The following is a 19901-nucleotide window of genomic DNA, read 5'->3' on the forward strand; positions in this document are numbered from 1 at the left end:
GTCACCGAACTGTTGACGTCGGGTGACTTGGGGCGCGCTGGGCGTGGATGCGGGAGCGCTAGCGTCGATTGCGTACGCTGATGGCTGCCGTTCGACTACCCGAGGAACCACCCGGGGAAGGTCAGGCAAGCGTCGCGCGTCAGGTTGATGGGATTCCCTCGGGGGGATTCAGCGACGTCGGGGGATTGTCAGTGTCAGCCCGTCCGGTCACGTGCCGGGCAGTCACAGGAGCAGTGCAACACCCGTGAGCGACCCATCCGGCGGCTTTTCTCAAAGGCCCAGCCCTCGTAGCGCCAGTCCCCGCAGGTCCAACCCCGGCGGGCAGCAAGGACGACCCCAGGGCGGACCGCGCCCTCCGCAGGGTGGTCCGGGCGGTCGTCCGCCGGCACCGCGCCGCCCCCAGGGCGGTCCGCAGGGTTCTCCGCAAGGGCCGTCCTCAGGCGGTCGCCCCCAGCCCCGCGGCCAGCGGCCGATGCCTCCCGGCGGTCCCCGCCCCGGTCAGCGGCAGCCCTACCCGCCGGGACCCCGTCGTCCCGGCGAGCCGCCGGTCGACCGTCTCGGTCAGCGGCCCGCGCGTCCCGAGCGTGGCGGCGGCGGTCGCGGGCCGCGTGACCCCAATTCCGTAGCCGGCGCGCCGAACGGCCGCTTCGATGACGAGGGGCTCGACAAGAAGGCGCTGGCGGTCCGGATCGGCAAGATCGCGGGCATCGTCGCCCTGGTCATGGCGCTGATCGGCAGCGCCGCGGTGATCATCTCCTACAACATGATCTCGATCCCCAGCGCCAACGCGGCGTTCGAGGCCGAGTCGAGCTTCGTCTACTACGCCGGCGGCAAGAAGGAGGTCGGCCGCTTCCAGGCGGGCGACCAGAACCGTGACGCGCTGAGCGAGGACGAGATGCCCGCGCTTGTGAAGGACGCGGCCGTGGCAGCCGAGGACCGCAGCTTCTACGAGAACAACGGCATCGACCTCAAGGGCATCGCGCGCACGCTCTTCTCCAACGCCACCACCGGCAGCCAGGGCGGCGCTTCGACGATCACCCAGCAGTACGTCAAGAACCTCTACCTCAGCCAGGAGCGCACCTACTCCCGCAAGGTGAAGGAAGCGGTCATCTCGCTGAAGATCAGCCGGCAGAAGTCGAAGGACGAGATTCTCACCGGCTACCTCAACACCGTCTACTTCGGCCGCGGCGCCTACGGCGTCCAGGCCGCGGCGAAGACCTACTTCCGCAAGTCGGCCCAGGACCTCGACATCAAGGAGGCCGCGGCCCTCACCGCGATCCTCAACAACCCGAACGGGTTCGACCCGGAGAAGTCCGGCGCGGACGCGGGCGGCACCGAGCTGCTCGGCCGCTATCAGTACGTCCTCAACGGCATGGCCGAGCTCAAGGCTCAGGGCAAGGCGCTCAGCGACTACGACGAGGCCACCCTCGAGAAGTCGAAGTCGGCGCTGCCCAAGTTCCCCAAGCCGAAGGCCGACAGCCGCCTGGGTGGCCAGAAGGGTCACGCGCTCACTCTGGTGAAGAACGAGCTGAAGTCCCTGAAGAACGAGAACGGCGAGCCCCTCTTCACCGAGGAGGAGATCGACGGCAAGGGACTGAAGGTCACCACCACGCTCAGCGCGAAGGCGATGAAGACCGCGGAGGACGCCGTCAGAGACGTACGTCCTGAGGACAAGAAGGCGGTCAACGCCAAGCACCCGGAGAACGAGCTGCACGTGGGCGCCGCCACGGTCGATGTGAAGACCGGTGCGCTCAAGGGCTTCTACGGCGGCCAGGACTACCTCGACTCCCAGATCAACTGGGCGGCCTCGGGCGGCATGGCCGGTTCGACGATGAAGCCGTTCACCATGGCGGCTGCGCTCGAGGCGGGCTACTCGCTCAAGGACACCTGGACCGGTGAAGGTGGTTGGGAGATCCCGGGCACCGACCGCGTAGTCCGCAACTCGGGCCAGACTGCGGCGGACCCGACCGGTCACGGTTACGGCGACCACATCACCGGCATCAAGGCGATGGAGGAGTCGGTCAACACCTCGTTCGTCCAGATGTCGACGTCACTGCCCAACGGCAGTAAGGACGTCTACGACATGGCGGTTAAGGCCGGCTTGCCGCCGCAGGCGGATGACGCAGATGACGCGCCGGCGGACTACCGGTCGATGCCTGCGTTCTCCACGGACTTCTATGCCAAGGACTACCTGATCACTCTGGGCAAGGCACGTACGAGCCCGATCAACATGGCGAATGCCTACGCGACCATCGCCAACGGTGGCGTCCGCAACACTGTTCACGTCGTCTCGAAGGTGGTCGACGCCGATGGTGATGTCGTCTACGAGTGGGACCAGCGTGACGGCGAGGAGCGGGCGATGTCCGAGGACGCCGCCGACGACACCTCGTACGCCTTGCAGCAGGTCGTGAAGGACGGCACCGGCCAGTCGGTCAGCAGCATCAGCCAGCCGGCTGCGGGCAAAACCGGTACGGCGACCAATGACGACGGCGACGTATCCTCCGCCTGGTTCGCGGGATATACCCCCCAGCTCGCCACGGCGGTGATGTACGTCCGCGGCAAGGGTGCCGGCAAGCTCGACGGCTGGCTGGACTCCTACTTCGGTGCGGGCTACCCCGCGTCGACGTGGGCCGAGATCATGGGCACGCTGACCGACGACCTCGACCTCGAGGAGTTCCCGGAGCCGGCCTGGATGGACGGTGAGGCGCCGATGGAAGGTCACGAGCCGTCGCTCACCGCCACCCCGACGCCGACTCCGACGCCGTCTGAGGACTGCTCCAAGAAGGACGAGCGCAAGGGTCTCTGCATCCCGATCGAGGAGCCGGAGGAGACCCAGAGTCCCACGGACGGCGCCACCGATGGCGAGCCGGGCGCGACAGCGACGCCGGATGAGCCCGAGGCGACCGACCCGACCGTCACCGAGACCGCGTGTGACTGGTTCGGCGACTGCGAGTCGTCCTCCCCGCCGGCTGATGGCAATAATGGAGGCGGCAATGGCGGAACCACCACCGAATAGGGCACTACTTTCGTGACAGATGGTCCAGTGACCGCCCCGGCGGCGGAGGATCCGGTCGTTAGGACCGCCTCCACCGCGGCGGGCGGTCCTCTCGGCGGGCTTGCACACGGCCGACGGCGCTGGTTCAGCGCGGTCGGCCTGGTGCTGCTCCTGACCGCGCTCACCTTCGCGATCGGGATGGTCTCCAAGCAGACCTGCTACAACGCCACCTGGACCAACGGTGACACCAGATACACCCACTTCTGCTACTCCGACCTGCCCTATCTCTACGTCGACCGGGGCCTGGCCGAGCACGAGTGGCCCTACTCCTCCGATCCTGAGGTCCGGGCGCGCTACCAGCAGGTGATGGAGTATCCGGTCGGCATCTCCTACTACGCCTGGGCGACGTCCCACGTCACCGACTGGCTGACCGACACCCCGGACGAGGACGAGCGCCATCTCGTCGAGACCTCGAGCTTCTGGGGCCTGCCCGGCATGCACCACGAGATCCGGGTCTTCATCATCGTCAACGTGATCGGCTTCGCGGTCGCGGCGCTGCTCTCCGCCTGGTTCCTGGCACGTACGCACCGCCGACGGCCCTGGGACGCGGCCGCGTTCGCGCTCGCACCGGTGCTGGCGGCGACCGGGATCATCAACTGGGACATGCTGGCGGTCGTCTTCGTGGCCGGCGCGCTGTGGGCGTGGTCGCGCGACCGGCCGCTGCTGACCGGCATCCTGATCGGGCTCGGCTGCGCGACCAAGCTCTATCCGCTCTTCCTGCTCGGCGGACTCGTGGTGATCTGCATCCGGCGTCGCCGCTACTACGACCTCGCGGTCGCCTCTCTGGCCACGGTCCTCGCCTGGGTGCTCGCCAACCTGCCCGCGATGGCCACCGGCCTGGAGGAGTGGAAGGTCTTCTGGAGCTTCAACTCCGAGCGCGGCCCCGACCTCGGCTCGCTGTGGCTCGTGTTCCAGCAGGCCACCGACGCGACGATCTCGGCCCAGACGGTCAACCTCGTCTCCTGGGCCTTCTTCATCGCCTGGTGCAGCGGCGTACTCATCATCGGTCTGACGGCCCGTGAGACGCCGCGGCTGGCGCAGCTCGGCTTCCTGATCGTCGCCGGGTTCCTGCTGGTCAACAAGGTGTATTCACCGCAGTACGTCCTGTGGCTGCTGCCGCTGGCCGTACTCGCCGTGCCGCGCTGGCGCGACCAGCTCATCTGGCAGGCCGGTGAGCTCTTCTACTTCGTCGCGGTCTGGTGGTATCTCGCCGACCTGCTGGCCAGCAGCGGCGGTGACCAGCCCGTCTACTGGTTCGCGATCATCGCCCGGGTCGCCGCCGAGATCTACTTGATCGCGGTCGTGGTCCGAGAGATCTACGAGCCGTGGCGCGATCCGGTCCGGTGGACCGAGGCCCGCACGGAGACTCAGGAATCCAGGACGATCTCGTCGAACGAGGTCGCGGTGTAGCGCACCCGCACCTCGAGCTCCTCGCCGACCTCGGGCACACGCGCGCCCGACGGAAGCATGAGCATCGACTCCTGCATGTGCGGCGGCTCGGCGAACCAGAGCGCCTTGCCGTCGAGCGTGTACGGCGATCGCGACTGCCCCATGGCGTCGAGGCCACCACGTGCGACCGCGAGGGCACGCGAGCGCAGGTGCGTGTCGCCCAGCGGCGCCTCGAGCCCGATCCCGTGGGCGGTGCCGCCGGAGGCGACCACCAGGTGTCCGGCGCGCATCGCGGTGCGGCCGCGGTAGCCGTAGGAGTATCCCCGCTCGAGCGGGTGCACGTCCTCGACGGTCGCGGTCACGGTGAGCGCGCCGCGGTCACCGAGCCACAGCGCGGTGCCGACGCGGGGCCGGAAGGTGATGTCGCCGTAGGCCGCGCGCAGCTGGGCGAGCTCGTTGGCGCTCAGGTGGGAGACCCACACCGTCTTCGCCTCGGCGCCCACGACGGCGTCCATCTGGGCGCGTACCTCGGCCAGCGAACCGCCGTCGAGGCCGAAGTGCATGGTGATGCCCTCGAAGCGCGCGTGCTCACGAGCAACTGCGGCGGTCGGCCACAGGTCGCTCGGCGTCATCCCGTGGCGCCGCATCGAGGTGACCAGCTCGAGGATGACCCGCGCGCCGGGCTGGCGCTCCAGCAGCAGCGGCAGGTCCTCGGGACGGCTGATCGTGTGGATGATCCGGTCGGCGATCTCCGGGTTGATCTCGGGAGAGTAGGGCCGCCACGGGGTCAGGACGTAGATCGATCCGCTGAACCGGGTCGCGACCTCCCACACCTCGTTGTAGGTGCCGACCGCGAGCGTGTCGACGCCGGTGCCGAGGCTGGTGAGCCACTCGGTCTGGTGGGCGAGCTTGCGCAGGGTGAGGCCGTAGCCGTTGCCCTTCGCCACCGGGACCAGGCCAGGCGTCGCTTCGGCGAAGGTCTGGACGTGCTTGCGCCAGCGATCGGCGTCAACGGTCAGTTTCAGCGGCATACGGAGATCAGCGCCTCTTCATGTAGACATCGAAGGCCGTGTAGATCGGCTTGTTCAGCGGCAGGTCCCACTCCCCGGCGTACTCCACCGCCTGGCCACCGGTGCCGACCTTGAACTGGATCAGCCCCACGTGGGAGTCGTCGGTGGAGAGCGTCGGAGTGATGCCGCGCAGGTCGTAGGTGGTCGCGCCGGCGGCCATGGCGTCCTGGATCATCGCCCACTGGAGGGCGTTGGAGCCACGTACGTCTCGCTTCTCGGTCGAGGAGGCGCCGTAGGAGTACCAGGCGTACTGCCCGACGCGGACCATGATCGTGGCCGCGACCAGATCGCCCTCGTGCCGCGCCAGGAAGAGCTTGATCCGCTCCGGGTCCTCGTTCGACATCGCCCAGAACATGGTGCTGAAGTAGCTGCGCTGCCGGGGCGTGAAGTGGTCGCGGGCCGCGGTGTGGACATAGAGATCGTGGAAGGCGCTCAGGTCACCCTCGAAGTCGCCGTCCGCCGGGCTGACGGGGGTGGCGACGGTCACCTCGACGCCCATCTTGGCGGCCTTCTTGATGTTGCGGCGCCAGAGCTGGTTCATCCCCTTGAGGACCTCGTCCTCGGTCTTCGGGGTGCCGTCCTCGTGGGCCAGCGGGATGACGAAGTTGTATTGCGGCTGCCCAGCGCCGAAGCCGTCCTCGGGGGACTGAAGGCGCCAGCCCGCCGCCCTGAGCTGCGAGACGACGCGCGCGCCGGTGGCGTCGCGATGCGTCGGGGTCAGCTGGTTGAGCCGCTGCACGGTGTCGTCGGCGATGCCGTCCTTGACCTGCGCCGCGCTCCAGGTCGCCGTCGTGACCGGCGGGCCGATCCGGATGCCGAAGGCGTGGTTCTTCTTCAGGTACGTCGCCAGCGGCTCGAGCCACGGAGCGAGGTCGCCCGACCAGTCGATGCTCGGGCCTTCTGGCAGGTAGGCGAGGGTGAACCGCTCCAGCTTCGGGACCGGCCGGTGCAGCACCAGCGCGGCGCCGACCAGGGCACCGCCCTGCAGGCTGTCGAACCATCCGATCGACTCCGAGCGCCACTCGGTCTTGACCTGGGCCCACGAGGGGGTCTGGAGGAAGCTCACGCTGGGTTGCTTCTCGATGAAGGCGAGATGCTCCGCAGCGGTGATGGGGCGCACGGTGAGACTCACCCGCAGAAGGCTACCCGTTCCGGCGGTAGGGTCGAATCCGCCCCAATGTGGGGACAATCGGGGGCAATCGCGCCGCTCCCTAGTGAGTCAGGGCCGCTGAGCCGCTATTGTCTGCGACCAGATGTATCACGGCTGGGGCCTGGGCCTCCTTATAGTCGTGACAGCAACTATGACCACCACGATGGCGCGCCCGCGCGTCGTCTGGCCCCCCAGCGGTTCGCCGCCGATCCGGAGGCCGCCGGTCGAGGAGGGGACTGTGACACGGGTACCACGGGGGATCGGTCATGCCGAAGCACCCGTGACCGTATGGTCCCGGGCCACGGCCGACTTCGACCGCTGGCTCAGCGGTGACTCCGCCGCTCTCGACGAGCTGGTCGCGACGATGACCCCGATCCTGTGGCAGGTCGCGCGCTCCTACCGGCTCACTCAGGAGCAGGCCGAGGACGTCGTCCAGAACACCTGGCTCACCTTCGTACGCAAGCACTCCTCGATCCTCGACACCGCGGCCGTCGGTGCCTGGCTCACTCTGACCACACGCCGCGAGGCCTGGCGGGTCGCGAAGCGATCCGGGCGTGACGTACCCGTGGAGGACGAGGCGCTCGAGTCTCGCGTCCCGACACAGCGTTCGGCGGAGTCCCTGGTCGTCGAGGGCGACCGCAACTCGCTCATCTGGGCAGCCGTGGAGTCGCTCCCGGAGCGGTGCCGGCGGCTGCTGCGCGTGGTCGCCTTCTCCGACCGGCCCGACTACGCCGGCCTGGCCGAAGAGCTCCAGATGCCCGTCGGCAGCATCGGCCCCACCCGCGGCCGCTGTCTCGGGAAGCTGCGGGACGCACTGCGTGCTCTGCTGGATGAAGGGGAGGTGTCGTGATGGGTCGCTCGGAGGAGCCCACTCGCGAAGAGCTGTTGGGCCTGGTTCGACAGGCTTATGTTGCTGGTGACCCCGTCCCCGGGGGCCTGATCTCGCGCATGCAGGCGGCCGCCGCCGGCGCCGCCGAGGAGTCCGGACTCGGGCTCGACCTGGAGCTGATGCTTCTGGTGGAGTCCTCGGGCGCCGAGGCGGCCGGAGTACGCTCCGCCGCCCCTGCCTCCGCCCGCTCTGCCTACACACTGCGCTTCGCGCAGTCCGGCGTCGACGTGCTCGTGCGCGTCGCCTCCGACACCGATACCACCGCCCGTCTCGACGGCTGGGTCGTCCCCGGCTCACCCATGACCGTCCGCGCCGTCCGCGCCGACGACGTCCGTACGCCGATCGTCGCCGTCACCCTCGGAGCCTCGGGTCGCTTCGAGCTCACCTCGTTGCCCGCTGGCCTCATCCGGCTCCGCTTCGAGCCCGCCGACGGTTCGTCAGCCTTCCTCACCCCCACGTTCGAGATCTGACCCAGGAGTAGCAGTGCATTCCAAGCGTGAGCCCCGACTGCCGGTGCCGTACAGGTCCGACGCCCGCATCCTCGACCCGACCAATGCCGTGGCTGTGGACGGCGTCACTGCCGGTACCACGATCTACTCCTCGACCACGCTCCTGATCTCCAAGTCGGTCGACTTCGAAGACACGTTCCGGCGGATCAAGAACGTTGCTCGGTCTCTGCATTGGCGTGTCGACGCCGAGCCGGAGCCTGCACACGCCGTTGACCTCCGTTTCGGCGTCCGGCGAGTCAGCCTCGGAGTGGTTCCTGGAAAGGCAGTTGCGGCCCCGGACGCTTGGACGCTCCTTCAGTTTCTGCGCGCTGAAGGAGAAGACGGCGCGCAAGGGGTGAGCTTGGAGCACGTTCTCGTTCCGGTGCCGCTCAATGACCCGCACCCGCTCAATGACCCGCACCCGCTGAACGACCCGCACCCGCTAAACGATCCCCACCCCCTCAACGACCCGCACCCGAGCTCCGGGTACGACCCGTTGGGAACAGGCGGTCGTCAACCGGTAGCGTACGTCGGCTCGGCTCCTTACCGACGAAGCGATGATGACCTTGACGGCCGGTCGCGACCCGTGGTGGCCGTTCTCGACACGGGGTGCGGCCAGCACCCGTGGCTCGACTTCGTCGATCGGGACGTACGCCTCGGCGACCATCAGATCGGATGGCCCTCAAGTGTTCCGGACTCGGAGATCGACGGCGACCAGGTTGGCGGACTGGACGGCCTGATCGACCCCATGGCCGGCCATGGCACCTTCATCGCAGGCCTCGTTCATCAGGCATGTCCCAACGCCGACATCTATGCGTGGCGAATCGTTCCGCCGAATGGCCCCGTTGCTGAGTACGGCTGGTTGACGGCCCTCGCTCAGATTGCTGACTTGGTGCACCTCTATCGCCAAGGGGATCCGCGTGGGCGTCGGATCGACGTGCTCAGCCTGTCGATCGGTTACTACCACGAGACTCCCGAGGATGCGCTCTTCGATCCGATGCTTCACGAGATCCTGGCCGATCTTGCGGCCAACGGGACGCTGGTCGTTTGCTCGGCCGGCAACGACGCGACATCGAGGCCGAACTTCCCCGCAGCCTTTGCGCCATGGAGCGAGGGAGAGGGTCCTTGCTCGGCGTCGGACAAGGCGTTGCCGATCGTCTCAGTGGGAGCCCTCAACCCCAACGGGACGGACGCGATCTTCAGCAACGCTGGACCGTGGGTGCGTGCGTACGACATCGGGGCTGGAGTCGTGAGTACCTTCCCCGCCAGCTTCGACGGCGGTTATCAAGCGAGCGTCGCATCCGAGTTCTCCGGTCGAAGGCGGGAGACGTTGGATCCTGACGACTTCGGCGGCGGATTCGGAACCTGGAGCGGTACGTCGTTTGCGGCACCGTTGCTCGCCGGCCGAATTGCTCAGCACCTCTTTGACAATGGTCATCCCGGGGATGTCACGCAGGACATCGATCGCGCCTGGGCCGCCATCGAAGTCCTCACTACGCTCAAGCAATGACTTCCGACGATCCGGACGAGCTGCACAAGCAGGGCGTCGCGGCGCTCAGGTCAGGCGATTTCGACAGCGCGAGGGCGCTCTTGGGACGAGCCCTGAATCTCGCAACCGCTCCTGAAGTCCTCGCTCGGATCGAGTCGTCGCTGGCGTACCTCGAAGTCGATGACTCCAACCTGAGCGTGGCGTTGGAGAAAAGTGATCGAGCGCTTGAGTTCGACGTCGAGGGCTCCACACGAGGTGTACTTCTCGCGCAGCGTGCCCTGCTCTTACGGCGTGCCGGCCGTGCGGCGGAAGCATTGGAGACCTTTGGCGACGCCATCTCATCACTCGAAGGTCTCGACCTGGCCAAGGCTTACCTCAACCGAGGCACGGTTCATCTAGATCGCAATGACATTGTGCGAGCCATAGAGGACTTCGACTCGGCTGCAGATCGATACCGATCAGTTGGCGAGCAGGTTTTGGCTGCGCAAGCAGATCACAACCGGGCGTACGCACTGTTTCTTTCGGGCGACCTTCCCGGGGCACTTGCCTTGATGGAGGCTGCCTATCGCCTATTGGCCGATGCCGGATATCTGGTGACGGCGGTGTGCAACGCGGACCGGGCCGAGGTGCTGATGGCGGCGGGGCTGACCCGGCAGGGTGGCGAGATGCTTAGGCAAGCGGCCGAGGCGTACGGATCGAAGGGGCAGCGCCAGCGGCAGGGGGAGGCAGAGCTGGCGCTGGCGTCGCACTTGGTTGCGACCGACCCGGTCGAGGCGGAGCGGGTGGCGCGCTCGGCGCTGGGATGGTTCGAAGAGGCCAAAGCGCCAGGGCTGGCGTTGCGGGCACGGGCCGTGGCGTTCGAGGCGGCGGTGACCGCCCGCGAGGATCCGAGCGAGGACGGCGAGGCGCTGGCGGGTCCGCTCGAGGAACAAGGCCTTAATTGGCCGGCGCTCCGAGTGCGCTTGCAGGCCCGGCTCGCGCGCATTCGTTCGGCGGAGATCGCGGGTCTACCGACGAGACCGGCGAGCGGCAGGGTCATCGGCCCCGTCCCGCCCGAGGCGCCGATCGACATCCGCCTCCTGGAGCGAGAGCTCCGAGCCGAGCTGGCCGTAGCCGCGGGCCGATCCGTAGCTGGGCTCCGTGAGCTTCGGGCAGGGCTCGACGACTTCCATCTGTGGCAGAGCTCGTTCGGCAGTCTGGATCTGCAGACCAACGTCGCCGGACACGGCCGCACCCTGGCACGGCGAGGATTGGAGTTGGCCGTTGAGTCCGGCGAGACCGACGCGCTCTTCGAGTGGTCGGAGCGATCGCGGATGGTGGCCTCGCGAGTCCAGCCGGTGCGGCCGCCGTCCGACCCGCAGCTTGCTGCCGACCTGGCCGAGCTCCGCGGTGAGGTGACGCCCGAGCGCGAGACCGAGCTGCGTGAGCAGATCCGGCAGCGGGCCTGGCGGGTCAAGGGTTCGGGCCAGGTCTCTGAGCCGATCTCCTTGCCTGACCTGCGCGAACGCATCGGCAACCATGCGCTCGTCGCCTATGTCGTCGCCGCCGGACGGATCGTCGCCGTCGTCGCGACCGATAACTCGTCCACCCGGATTGACCTCGGCGAGCAAGCTGCGCTCCGGTCCCTGCTCGGCGGACTGTTGCCTGACCTCGACGTCGCTGCGACAGACCTCCCGGGTCCGCTCGGCGCTGCGGTACGCGGTGACCTCACCGCTCGGCTCCAGCAGCTCTCCGATCTGCTCGTCACCCCGGTTCTCGACAGGATCGGTGCCCGCCCGGTCGTCCTGACTCCCTCGGCCGTGCTGGCGGCGGTGCCGTGGACGTTGCTGTCCGGCTTCACCGGCCGACCGGTGACGGTCGCCCAGAGCGCCACCGCCTGGCTGAGCCGCGCCGACACCCCGCTGCGAGCCACGACAGCCGGGTTCGTCGCAGGACCGCGGGTCATGCGAGCCGCCGACGAGGTCACCAAGAGCGCCACAGCCTGGTCGACCGCGCACACGCTCATCGGCGCCGACGCCACCGCGACAGCCGTCTCCGCACTGGCGGCCGAGGTCGACGTACTTCACCTGGCCGCCCACGGCCACCACTCCGCCGACAACCCACTCTTCTCAGGCCTCGAGCTCGCGGACGGGACCTGGTACGGCTACGACATCGACGGCCTCTCCGCCGTCCCCGACGTGGTGCTCCTCTCGGCCTGCGAGGTCGGACGATCGACCATCCGCTGGGGCGAGGAACTGATCGGGCTAGTGGGAGCCTGGTTGCACGCCGGCGCCCGGGCCGTGATCGCCTCACCTGCCGTCGTGGCCGATGAGGCTGCGTACGAGGTCTTCAGCCGCCTCCACGGCGCCCTCGCGAAGGGCCTGGCCCCGGCCGAGGCTCTCGCCGAGTCCCTTCCTGCAGCAACCGCGGACGCTCCGCCGGCCCCCTTCGTCTGCTTCTCGTAGGTCGAAGCTACGAGCATCGGCGTCCTGGTGGGCGAGGACCTTCCCAGGCCCCGCCCACCCGACGTGCTGCGCTAGTTGGGCTCGTTGTGTGGGGCTGCGAGGGCGTAGATCGCCAGCGCGGTCGGCACGATCGTTGCGCCTGCGAGGTACATGCGCGCCTTCAGGTCGTCGAATGCCATTGGTCCCTCCTCTCGTAGTGTGGAGATAGATGCCGGGGTTGCGGCGAATGAGAAAACGCGTGGCCTCGGTCATCGAGTCGCCGTCTATGTCGGCTCGTTGTGCGGGGCTGCGAGGGCGTAGATCGCCAGCGCGGTCGGCACGACCGTTGCGCCCGCGAGGTACACGCGTGCCTTCAAGTCGTTGAACTTCATTGGTTCCTCCTCTCGTGGGGTAGAGATGGAGATCGGTGCGAGATCACACCGACGACTGGACGGTCCCATCACTGGTGTTGACTGGATCTGAAACTGCCTCGGCGCGGGGCCGAGAACAGGCGACGATCAACAGGACGAGGCCGGAGAACAGAAAGACATCACCGATGCTCAAGACCTTCATCAGCACGGGGACCGGGATTAGGTCTGCCAGCGGAGTCCAGAGTGGCGACACGTCCTCGAGGCGGATGTATCCGGGCGCATCGGTGGCCAGATCCGCGTCGGTGTAACCAGCAATACCTGCCCCGGAAAGGCTGTACGGCATCGCCCCGAGGAACGCGATCGGGATTGCGTTCGACATGGCCCCGAGCGGGATCAGTGACAGCGCCCAGCGACCCGTTGCCCGATTCCCCAGCGACCGGTTCAGCCAGGAGAAGGTCAGGGCGACGACGATGATGAAGACGGCGTATATGCGCCGCTCGGTAGCCTCTGGAACCTGATCCGGCCACCAGCCGCGGTAATGCACGAACTGGAGTGCAGCAGCGATGGCGATCAGCCACGTACCGCGGATTCTCTTCAGTGACAGCGCGACGTTAGGGCGGGCGACGATGATGAGGCCGACGATTGCTGGCAGCACCATCAGCGTGAGCATTCCTGGGCCGGGCATGCGAAGCAGGCTAGTGGCGTTGCGCGGCACCCGGGCGAGGAACGAGGCAACTCGTCTCGGGCTGCCGGAGGTGCGGACGGTCGGCCTGAGCGCGGCGGCAAGAAAATTCTTGAAGACCTTGTATCAGGGGGTCTGCCGCGTACTCCTTGGGACTGTCCGGACCGAGATTCGGGGGAATTCGGTTCGGACGCTGGCGCCGCCGCCTTGGGGGAGGCAGGCGGTTTCGGGGCCGCAGCGTGGGTTGGGCAAGAGGGGGATGCCCAACCTGCGCCGGCCCGAGACGTGGGCCGGGCGGGGCGGTGAGGGGATTGACTGCCCCGCCCGGCAACTTTCGATTCTCCCGCTCCGGAACCGCTACGGCAATGGTTCCGTCAGCCCAGAACTGAAATGTGTTCTAGGCGGAACGGTCGAGGCGGCCGAGGCGCTTCCCGAGCGCCGGAGTGACCCGGTCGACCCAGGTCGCGGTGATGTGGGAGTCGTCGTAGTAGGTGACGACGTCGCCGACGACGAGCGGGCAGCGCTCGGAGCAGACCAGGTCGACGATGTCGACGTACGCCGCCTCGGTCCCCTTGAGCGCGTCCTGGGTCACCTCGTTGGAGTCGACCTCGGTGCCGTCGGCCTTCACCACGCAGTCCTCGAGGAGGTTGCGGGCGTCGGAGAGGCACTCGCCGGGGTCGTTGTCGACGGAGGGGACGTCGGCGAAGACGCGTACGTCCGGAGTGATCTTCTCGAAGGCACTGACGCCGTGGCGTACGCCCTCACGCCACTGCTCCTCGGTCGAGACGCCGTCGCGCTCCTCCATGTCGAGCATGCCGCGGGCGCCGACGACGATCGTGTCCGGGTTCAGCTCGGTGATCTGCTCGTTGGTCCACTTCCGGAAGTCCTCGCACTCGGCGACGGTCATCTTCGAGGACTTCTGCTTCACGCCGTACGCGGCGCAGCCGAGCTTCACGAACGGGACCAGCTTCACGTGCTGGCGCTCGGCGAGGGTGTCGAGAGCTGGCAGCCACATCCCGATGTGGGAGTCGCCGACGACTGCGACGGTGCGATCGGCATTGCCGTCGCCGTAGATGCAGTCGCCGTCGAGCTTCGTCTCGCCGTAGCCCGCGTAGCAGTATCCACCGCGCTCGGCCCACGAGTCGGTGGCGTCGAACTCGACCTCGGGCGGCAGCGGTGCACCCTCCTCGGCGGCCTCGACGGTGGTCTTCAGTACGCCGGTGACCGGCTTGTCGTCGGTCTCGAGGACGTCGGGGTTCTCCTGGAACCACTCCTCGGCGTTGGCCTTGGCGACGTCGACCTGATAGCCGGCGTACGCCTGCGAGCTCGTGCCCGCGACCAGGGCCAGGGCAGCGGCGGCGGGCCAGAGGGCGAGTGCGCGGCGGCCCTTGGTGAGATGCGGGACCTTGTGGCGCTGGAACGGCATCTCGATCCAGTGGTAGCTCGCCGCGGAGGCGGCCAGGATGAGCGCCAGCATGATCAGCAGCTGGCGTACGCCGCCGCCGGGGATCGCCTCGGGCGCGAGGATCAGGATCGGCCAGTGCCACAGGTAGAGGCTGAACGAGATGTCACCCAGGTAGCGCAGCGGCTGCTTCGAGAGCAGCCAGCCGGTCGGGGTGGCGGGGCCGGCGACCAGGAGCGCGACCGTTGCGAGCACCGGGACCAGGGCGTGCCAGCCCGGGAAGTGAGTGGCCTCGCTGAAGTTGGCGGTGGCATAGACGAGCGTGCCGACGCCGGCGATGCCGAGGGTTGCCGCGGCGAGCCGACCGGTCCGGGTCGCGCTCGTCGCGACCTGCAGGCGCCCCGCGAGGCAGGCGAGCAGGGCGCCGGCGGCGAGCTCGAACGCCCGGGCAGGGGTGGAGAAGTAGGCCGTGGTCGGGTCTGCGGCGGTGGCGTGCAGCGACCAGGCGAAGCTGACCACTGCCACGAGCGCGGCGAGCGCGGTGATCGCGCGGCGGCGGTGATGCTTCGGGATCCAGAGGGCGACGGCGAGCACCAGCAGCGGCCAGACGACGTAGAACTGCTCCTCGACCGAGAGCGACCAGTAGTGCTGGAACGGAGAGGGCGCGGCGTTGTTGAAGTAGTCGACGGCCTCCTGGGCGAAGTGCACGTTGGCCAGGAAGACCGCCGCCCAGCCGGCGTCGCCCGCGATCTGATCGGTGCGGGTCTGGGGCAGGACGATCGCGCTGTAGGTGAGTACGACCAGCATCGTCGCGGTCGCCGCCGGCAGGATCCGGCGGGCGCGGCGGGCGTAGAACTGGCTGATGCTGACCGTGCCGCTGCGGTCGGTCTCACGCAGCAGCAGGGTGGTGATCAGGAACCCGGACAGGACGAAGAAGACGTCGACTCCGACGAATCCTCCCTCGAACCCTGAGAGCCCCGCGTGTCCTGCGATCACCAGACCGACAGCGACGGCACGGAGACCTTGAACATCGGCGCGCCAGTTCGAACTCATTCGGAGGACGATATGTCAATGGCCCTGTTGGGTCATAGCCGACGGTCCCACTGGGCGGTCCAATTCTCAGCCGAATCTTCACCTTTGGCGAGCGAAACTGCAGCTGTGGCGAACGAATCTTCGGTTGTGGCGGACCAGCGTGCGAATTCGTCCGCCAGAACGCAAAACTCGGCTGACAGAAGTGAAGATTCGGTGAGAATCGGTCAGAGACGGTCGCGGAGCCAGGCGAAGTCGCTCGCGTGCTCTGCGGCGCCGCCCGGGGTCTCGCAGATCACCGGGGCGCCTGCGTCGCGGACCACGCCGGCGAGCAGGTCGGGGTCGATGCGGCCGGCGCCGAAGTTGGCGTGGCGGTCGGCGCCCGAGTCGAACTCGTCGCGGGAGTCGTTGCAGTGGACCAAGTCGATGCGGCCGGTGATCTTGCGGACGTCCTCGACCACCGTCTCGAGCGGGTTGCCGCCGGCGTGCGCGTGGCAGGTGTCGAGGCAGAAGCCGACGTTCTCTGCGCCTTCGGCGGTGGAGATGGCTTCCCAGACGCCGGCGATCCGGTCGAGGTAGCGCGCCATCGCGTTGTCGCCGCCCGCGGTGTTCTCGATCAGGAGCGGGACCTTGATGTCGGTCGCCTCGATCGCCTTGCGCCAGTTGTCGAAGCCCTTCGCCGGGTCGTCGTCCTTATTGACGTGGCCGCCGTGGACGATCAGGCCCTTGGCGCCGACCTCGGCCGCGGTGTCCATGTGCTGCTGGAGGAGCTTGCGGCTCGGGATCCGGATCCGGTTGTTCGTCGTGGCGACGTTGATGATGTAGGGCGCGTGGACGTAGAGATCGACTCCCTGCTCCTCCGCGCGGGCCTTGAGGGCTGCCGCGCCGTCGGCGTACGTCACCACCGGGCCCTTGTAGGACTGGGGATCGCCCAGGAAGAACTGCACCAGGCTCGCGCCACGCGCGGTCGCCTCGGCGACGGGGTCGGTCTGGTCTACGTGGGCACCGATCGCAACAGCCATGGGCCCAGTCTAGGACGCCGCACCGACATCTTCCGGCTTGACTTCATACCTTACGGGGGTATGGTAGGCGGCATGGACGAGCACACTGGGCACGAAGGCCACGCGGATCACGGATACCTCCACAACAAGAACAAGGAGGCCTATCTCAAGCGCCTCAAGCGCATCGAAGGTCAGGTGCGCGGGCTGCAGCGGATGGTCGAGGACGAGGCCTACTGCATCGACATCCTCACCCAGGTCTCCGCTTCGACCAAGGCGCTCCAGGCGGTCGCTCTCGGCCTGCTCGACGAGCACCTCGGTCACTGCGTCGCCGGCGCGGTCCAGAACGGTGGCGCCGAGGCCGACGAGAAGCTTGCCGAGGCCTCCGCTGCCATCGCTCGCCTCGTCCGGTCCTGATTGTCGACAATCCAACAACCCAGAGAGATTCTCATGAGCACCCAGAACTTCACTGTCGTCGGTATGACCTGCGGACACTGCGCCTCCTCCGTCACCGAAGAGGTCACCGAGATCGCCGGCGTGAGCAACGTCGACGTCGACCTGGCCTCGGGCAACGTCACCGTCACCGCCGCTGAGCCGATCTCGGACGACGCCATCCGCGCGGCCGTCGAGGAGGCCGGCTACTCGCTGGCCTGATCATGATGACCCCCACCGCCGCGAACCCGACCGAGCAGCAGCTCGAGATCGAGGGCATGACCTGCGCGAGCTGCGTACGCCGTGTCACCAAGGCCATCAGCCGCGTCGAGGGTGTCGAGGACGCCAACGTCAACCTCGCCACCGAGACCGCCCTCGTGCACTTCGACCCCACCCGCACCGACCTCGCCGAGATCAGCGCCGCCATCGAGAAGGCGGGCTATCAGGCTGTCCTGAGATCGTCGACTGTCGACAATCCGCAGGAGCCTGAGGTCGAGGACGACCGGGACGTACGCCGCGAGACAGAGCTCGTCCAGCTCAAGCGGCGGTGGGTCGCGGCCCTGGCGGTGGGGCTCGGCCTGATGGCCCTGATGTACGTCCCGCTCCCCGTCGACGCCATGGAGCCGGTGATGTCGATCGTGCTCGTGGTCGCCGCGGTCACGCAGTGGTGGGCGGGTCGTGACATCTACGTCGCGGCGGTTCGAGGCGCACGCCACGGAACGGTCGACATGAACACCCTGGTCACGCTCGGCACCGGCATCGCCTTCGCCTACAGCGCCTTCGTGACCCTGTGGATGGGGCAGGCCGAGGCGTGGGGCCTACCCCTCCACCTCTACTTCGAGACCGCCCTGGTCATCGTCGCGCTGGTGCTGATGGGCCGCTGGCTCGAGGCGCGGGCCAAGTCGCGTACGGCCGATGCGGTCAAGGCCCTCGTCGGCCTGATGCCGGAGACGGCCACGGTGATCCGCAACGGCCGTGATGTCACGGTCCCGGTCGCGAACCTGCAGGTCAACGACCGGATTCGCGTACGTGCCGGGGAGAAGATCCCGGTCGACGGCAGGATCGTCGCCGGCGCGTCCTACGTCGACGAGTCCATGCTCACCGGTGAGAGCGACCCGGTGCGGAAGACCGAGGGCGACATCGTCATCGGTGCGACGATCAACCAGACCGGCTCGTTCGAGATCGAGGCGACAGCGGTCGGCTCCGAGACCACGCTGGCGCAGATCATCGCGATGGTCGAGTCGGCCCAGGGCTCCGGCACCAAGCTGCAGCGCCTCGCCGACCGGGTGTCGGCGGTGTTCGTGCCCGCCGTCCTCGTCGTAGCAGCGCTGACCTTCATCGGCTGGCTGGTCCTCGGCCCCGACGCCGAGCGCCTGACCAGCGCCGTCACCGCGGCCATCGCGGTCCTCATCATCGCCTGCCCGTGCGCCCTCGGCCTGGCCACTCCGGCCGCCGTCATGGTCGGCGCCGGCCGCGCCGCCGAGCTCGGCGTACTGGTGGGCTCGGGCGAGACCCTGGAGCGCGCCCGCTCCGTCACCGCCATCGTCTTCGACAAGACCGGCACGATCACCCACGGCAAGCCCGAGGTCTCCGACATCGCCCCGGCTCCGGGCTGGACCCGCGACGAGCTGGTCCGGATCGCCGCCGCAGCCGAGACCGGCAGCGACCACCCCCTCGCCACCGCCCTCCGAGCGCGTGCCGAAGCGTCAGCCGACGCCGTGGACATGGAGGTCTCGGCGTTCGAGGCCCACCCGGGCCGCGGGATCAGCGCGTACGTCGACGGGCGCCGGGTCGTCGTCGGCAACTCGGCGATGCTGGCCGAGGAGGGCATCGACGCCACCGACAACGGCTCCGTCCTGATCGCGGTCGACGGTGCGTACGCCGGGTCGATCCGGGTCTCGGACCGGATCCGCGGCGAGGCCAAGGAGACCGTGCGCCTGCTCGAGGACTCGGGCGTCGAGGTGCACATCCTCAGCGGCGACGCCGCCGCAACGGTGGCTAAGGTGGCCGACGAGGTCGGCGTACGCCACGCCGCCGGCGGCCTGCTGCCCGAGCAGAAGCTCGCCCGGATCCAGCAGCTCCAGGACGAGGGCAAGGTCGTCGCGATGGTCGGCGACGGGATCAACGACGCCCCGGCGTTGGCCCAGGCCGACGTCGGGATCGCGATCGGCACCGGCACCGACGTCGCGCTGGCCGCCTCCGACATCACCCTGGTCGGCGGCGACCTCCGCGGCGTGGTCACCGCGCTGGCGCTCTCCCGCCGCACCGTCGCGACGATCAAGCAGGGCCTGTTCTGGGCGTTCGCCTACAACGTGCTCCTCATCCCCGTCGCCGCGCTCGCCCTCCTCGACCCGGTCCTCGCCGGCGCCGCGATGGCGATGAGCTCGGTCAGCGTCGTCACCAACGCGCTGCGTCTGCGCGGCTTCCGCCGCCCCGAGACGCCCGAGGCGTACGCCGGTCGGGGCTTCGTCACCCGCGTCCGCGACGGTGGATATCTCCTGGTCACCGCCGTGATCGCGATCTCGATCGGGGCCGGCCTGACGTACCTGTCGCGCACCGAGCCGGCGCAGCGCGGGATGAACGGCATCCTGGAGTGGGCGCAGGGGATGAGCCCGATGCGGCCGTCGATGACGGAGATGCACGAGGTCGACATCGCCCCCGTCGCCTCCGCCGAGTCGGGCATCGACGTCGCGATCACGCGGCGCGAGGGCGGGCTCCGGTTCCTCGTCACGGACGCCACCACCGGCGACCCGGTGACCGACCTCGGTCGCACCCACCAGGCCTGGATGCACGTCATCGTGACCAGCCAGGACCTCTCCTGGTTCCGCCACGTCCACGCCGAGCCGACCGGCCGACCGGGCGAGCTCGAGACCGACGTGACCTTCCCCGCCGGAGGCACCTACCGCGTGGACACCGAGTTCCGGCGCCGGGCCGACATGGCCGACGTGCTCGACCGGCAGCAGCTCACTGTCGAAGGTACGCAACTCCCGGCCGTCCCGCTGGAGGTGAGCCCGAGATCGTCGACTGTCGACAA

General features: G+C 68.4%; 14 protein-coding genes. 9 read left to right on the top strand and 5 right to left on the bottom strand.

The features are described from left to right. Positions 1–472: 472 nt before the first annotated feature. Positions 473–3016 (top strand): transglycosylase domain-containing protein, encoded by a 2544-nt coding sequence (locus tag ABZY89_RS24230; protein ID WP_355231325.1) that lies wholly within the window; start codon positions 473–475, stop codon positions 3014–3016. Between the two features lie 27 nt (positions 3017–3043). Further along, a complete protein-coding gene (locus ABZY89_RS24235; RefSeq protein WP_355231327.1) occupies positions 3044–4465 on the top strand; it encodes a glycosyltransferase 87 family protein in 1422 nt (473 codons plus the stop codon). Here the strand turns inward: ABZY89_RS24235 and ABZY89_RS24240 are convergent. Both ABZY89_RS24240 and ABZY89_RS24245 read right to left on the bottom strand, forming a co-directional pair. Next, on the bottom strand, positions 4423–5475 hold the full coding sequence (locus ABZY89_RS24240; RefSeq protein ID WP_355231329.1) for an alanine racemase: 1053 nt from the start codon (positions 5473–5475) through the stop codon (positions 4423–4425). The genes ABZY89_RS24235 and ABZY89_RS24240 overlap by 43 nt on opposite strands. 7 nt (positions 5476–5482) lie before the next feature. Next, a complete protein-coding gene (locus ABZY89_RS24245; RefSeq protein ID WP_355020401.1) occupies positions 5483–6646 on the bottom strand; it encodes a peptidoglycan bridge formation glycyltransferase FemA/FemB family protein in 1164 nt (387 codons plus the stop codon). A gap of 298 nt (positions 6647–6944) precedes the next feature. On the opposite strand from ABZY89_RS24245, the gene ABZY89_RS24250 reads away from it, so the two are divergent. The 4 genes from ABZY89_RS24250 (at position 6945) to ABZY89_RS24265 (ending at position 11974) form a co-directional block, all read left to right on the top strand. Continuing rightward, complete coding sequence (locus tag ABZY89_RS24250; protein ID WP_355231331.1) at positions 6945–7514, top strand: sigma-70 family RNA polymerase sigma factor; 570 nt, start codon at positions 6945–6947, stop codon at positions 7512–7514. Beyond that, positions 7514–8023: a hypothetical protein gene (locus tag ABZY89_RS24255; RefSeq protein ID WP_160158716.1), complete on the top strand. Its 510-nt coding sequence runs from the start codon at positions 7514–7516 to the stop codon at positions 8021–8023. The genes ABZY89_RS24250 and ABZY89_RS24255 overlap by 1 nt, the downstream gene beginning before the upstream one ends. A gap of 13 nt (positions 8024–8036) precedes the next feature. Next, on the top strand, positions 8037–9551 hold the full coding sequence (locus ABZY89_RS24260; RefSeq protein WP_355231333.1) for a S8 family serine peptidase: 1515 nt from the start codon (positions 8037–8039) through the stop codon (positions 9549–9551). A gap of 530 nt (positions 9552–10081) precedes the next feature. Continuing rightward, a complete protein-coding gene (locus ABZY89_RS24265) occupies positions 10082–11974 on the top strand; it encodes a CHAT domain-containing protein (RefSeq protein ID WP_355231335.1) in 1893 nt (630 codons plus the stop codon). A gap of 414 nt (positions 11975–12388) precedes the next feature. Here the strand turns inward: ABZY89_RS24265 and ABZY89_RS24270 are convergent, their stop codons facing one another. The 3 genes from ABZY89_RS24270 to ABZY89_RS24280 all read right to left on the bottom strand — a co-directional run bounded on the left by ABZY89_RS24270 (position 12389) and on the right by ABZY89_RS24280 (position 16459). After that, entirely contained in the window at positions 12389–13009 is a 621-nt protein-coding gene (locus tag ABZY89_RS24270) for a DUF5317 family protein (protein WP_355231337.1), read from the bottom strand. A gap of 394 nt (positions 13010–13403) precedes the next feature. Beyond that, positions 13404–15461 carry an acyltransferase family protein gene (locus ABZY89_RS24275; RefSeq protein ID WP_355231339.1) on the bottom strand — a complete coding sequence of 686 codons (2058 nt, stop codon included), beginning with the start codon at positions 15459–15461 and terminating at the stop codon, positions 13404–13406. Positions 15462–15664: 203 nt separating this feature from the next. Further along, positions 15665–16459: a deoxyribonuclease IV gene (locus tag ABZY89_RS24280; RefSeq protein ID WP_355020408.1), complete on the bottom strand. Its 795-nt coding sequence runs from the start codon at positions 16457–16459 to the stop codon at positions 15665–15667. A 72-nt stretch (positions 16460–16531) separates the two neighbouring features. On the opposite strand from ABZY89_RS24280, the gene ABZY89_RS24285 reads away from it, so the two are divergent. The 3 genes from ABZY89_RS24285 to ABZY89_RS24295 form a co-directional block, all read left to right on the top strand. Then, positions 16532–16852: a metal-sensitive transcriptional regulator gene (locus ABZY89_RS24285; protein WP_045550265.1), complete on the top strand. Its 321-nt coding sequence runs from the start codon at positions 16532–16534 to the stop codon at positions 16850–16852. A gap of 33 nt (positions 16853–16885) precedes the next feature. Continuing rightward, positions 16886–17089 carry a heavy-metal-associated domain-containing protein gene (locus ABZY89_RS24290; protein ID WP_141801970.1) on the top strand — a complete coding sequence of 68 codons (204 nt, stop codon included), beginning with the start codon at positions 16886–16888 and terminating at the stop codon, positions 17087–17089. A gap of 5 nt (positions 17090–17094) precedes the next feature. Further along, positions 17095–19901, top strand: a 2807-nt coding sequence (locus tag ABZY89_RS24295) for a heavy metal translocating P-type ATPase (RefSeq protein ID WP_355231340.1), incomplete at its 3' end; no start/stop codon positions are given.

The sequence above is a fragment of the Nocardioides sp. NPDC006303 genome, assembly GCF_040613175.1.
In the GTDB taxonomy this organism is placed as follows: domain Bacteria; phylum Actinomycetota; class Actinomycetes; order Propionibacteriales; family Nocardioidaceae; genus Nocardioides.

What these genes read in the sequence shown, in the direction of transcription:
- ABZY89_RS24275 (WP_355231339.1), bottom strand. Translation starts at nt 15,461, where the DNA reads ATGAGTTCGAACTGGCGCGCCGATGTTCAAGGTCTCCGTGCCGTCGCT.
- ABZY89_RS24230 (WP_355231325.1), top strand. Translation starts at nt 473, where the DNA reads ATGCCTCCCGGCGGTCCCCGCCCCGGTCAGCGGCAGCCCTACCCGCCG.
- ABZY89_RS24285 (WP_045550265.1), top strand. Translation starts at nt 16,532, where the DNA reads ATGGACGAGCACACTGGGCACGAAGGCCACGCGGATCACGGATACCTC.
- ABZY89_RS24290 (WP_141801970.1), top strand. Translation starts at nt 16,886, where the DNA reads ATGAGCACCCAGAACTTCACTGTCGTCGGTATGACCTGCGGACACTGC.
- ABZY89_RS24280 (WP_355020408.1), bottom strand. Translation starts at nt 16,459, where the DNA reads ATGGCTGTTGCGATCGGTGCCCACGTAGACCAGACCGACCCCGTCGCC.
- ABZY89_RS24265 (WP_355231335.1), top strand. Translation starts at nt 10,082, where the DNA reads ATGGAGGCTGCCTATCGCCTATTGGCCGATGCCGGATATCTGGTGACG.
- ABZY89_RS24240 (WP_355231329.1), bottom strand. Translation starts at nt 5,475, where the DNA reads ATGCCGCTGAAACTGACCGTTGACGCCGATCGCTGGCGCAAGCACGTC.
- ABZY89_RS24255 (WP_160158716.1), top strand. Translation starts at nt 7,514, where the DNA reads ATGGGTCGCTCGGAGGAGCCCACTCGCGAAGAGCTGTTGGGCCTGGTT.
- ABZY89_RS24270 (WP_355231337.1), bottom strand. Translation starts at nt 13,009, where the DNA reads ATGCCCGGCCCAGGAATGCTCACGCTGATGGTGCTGCCAGCAATCGTC.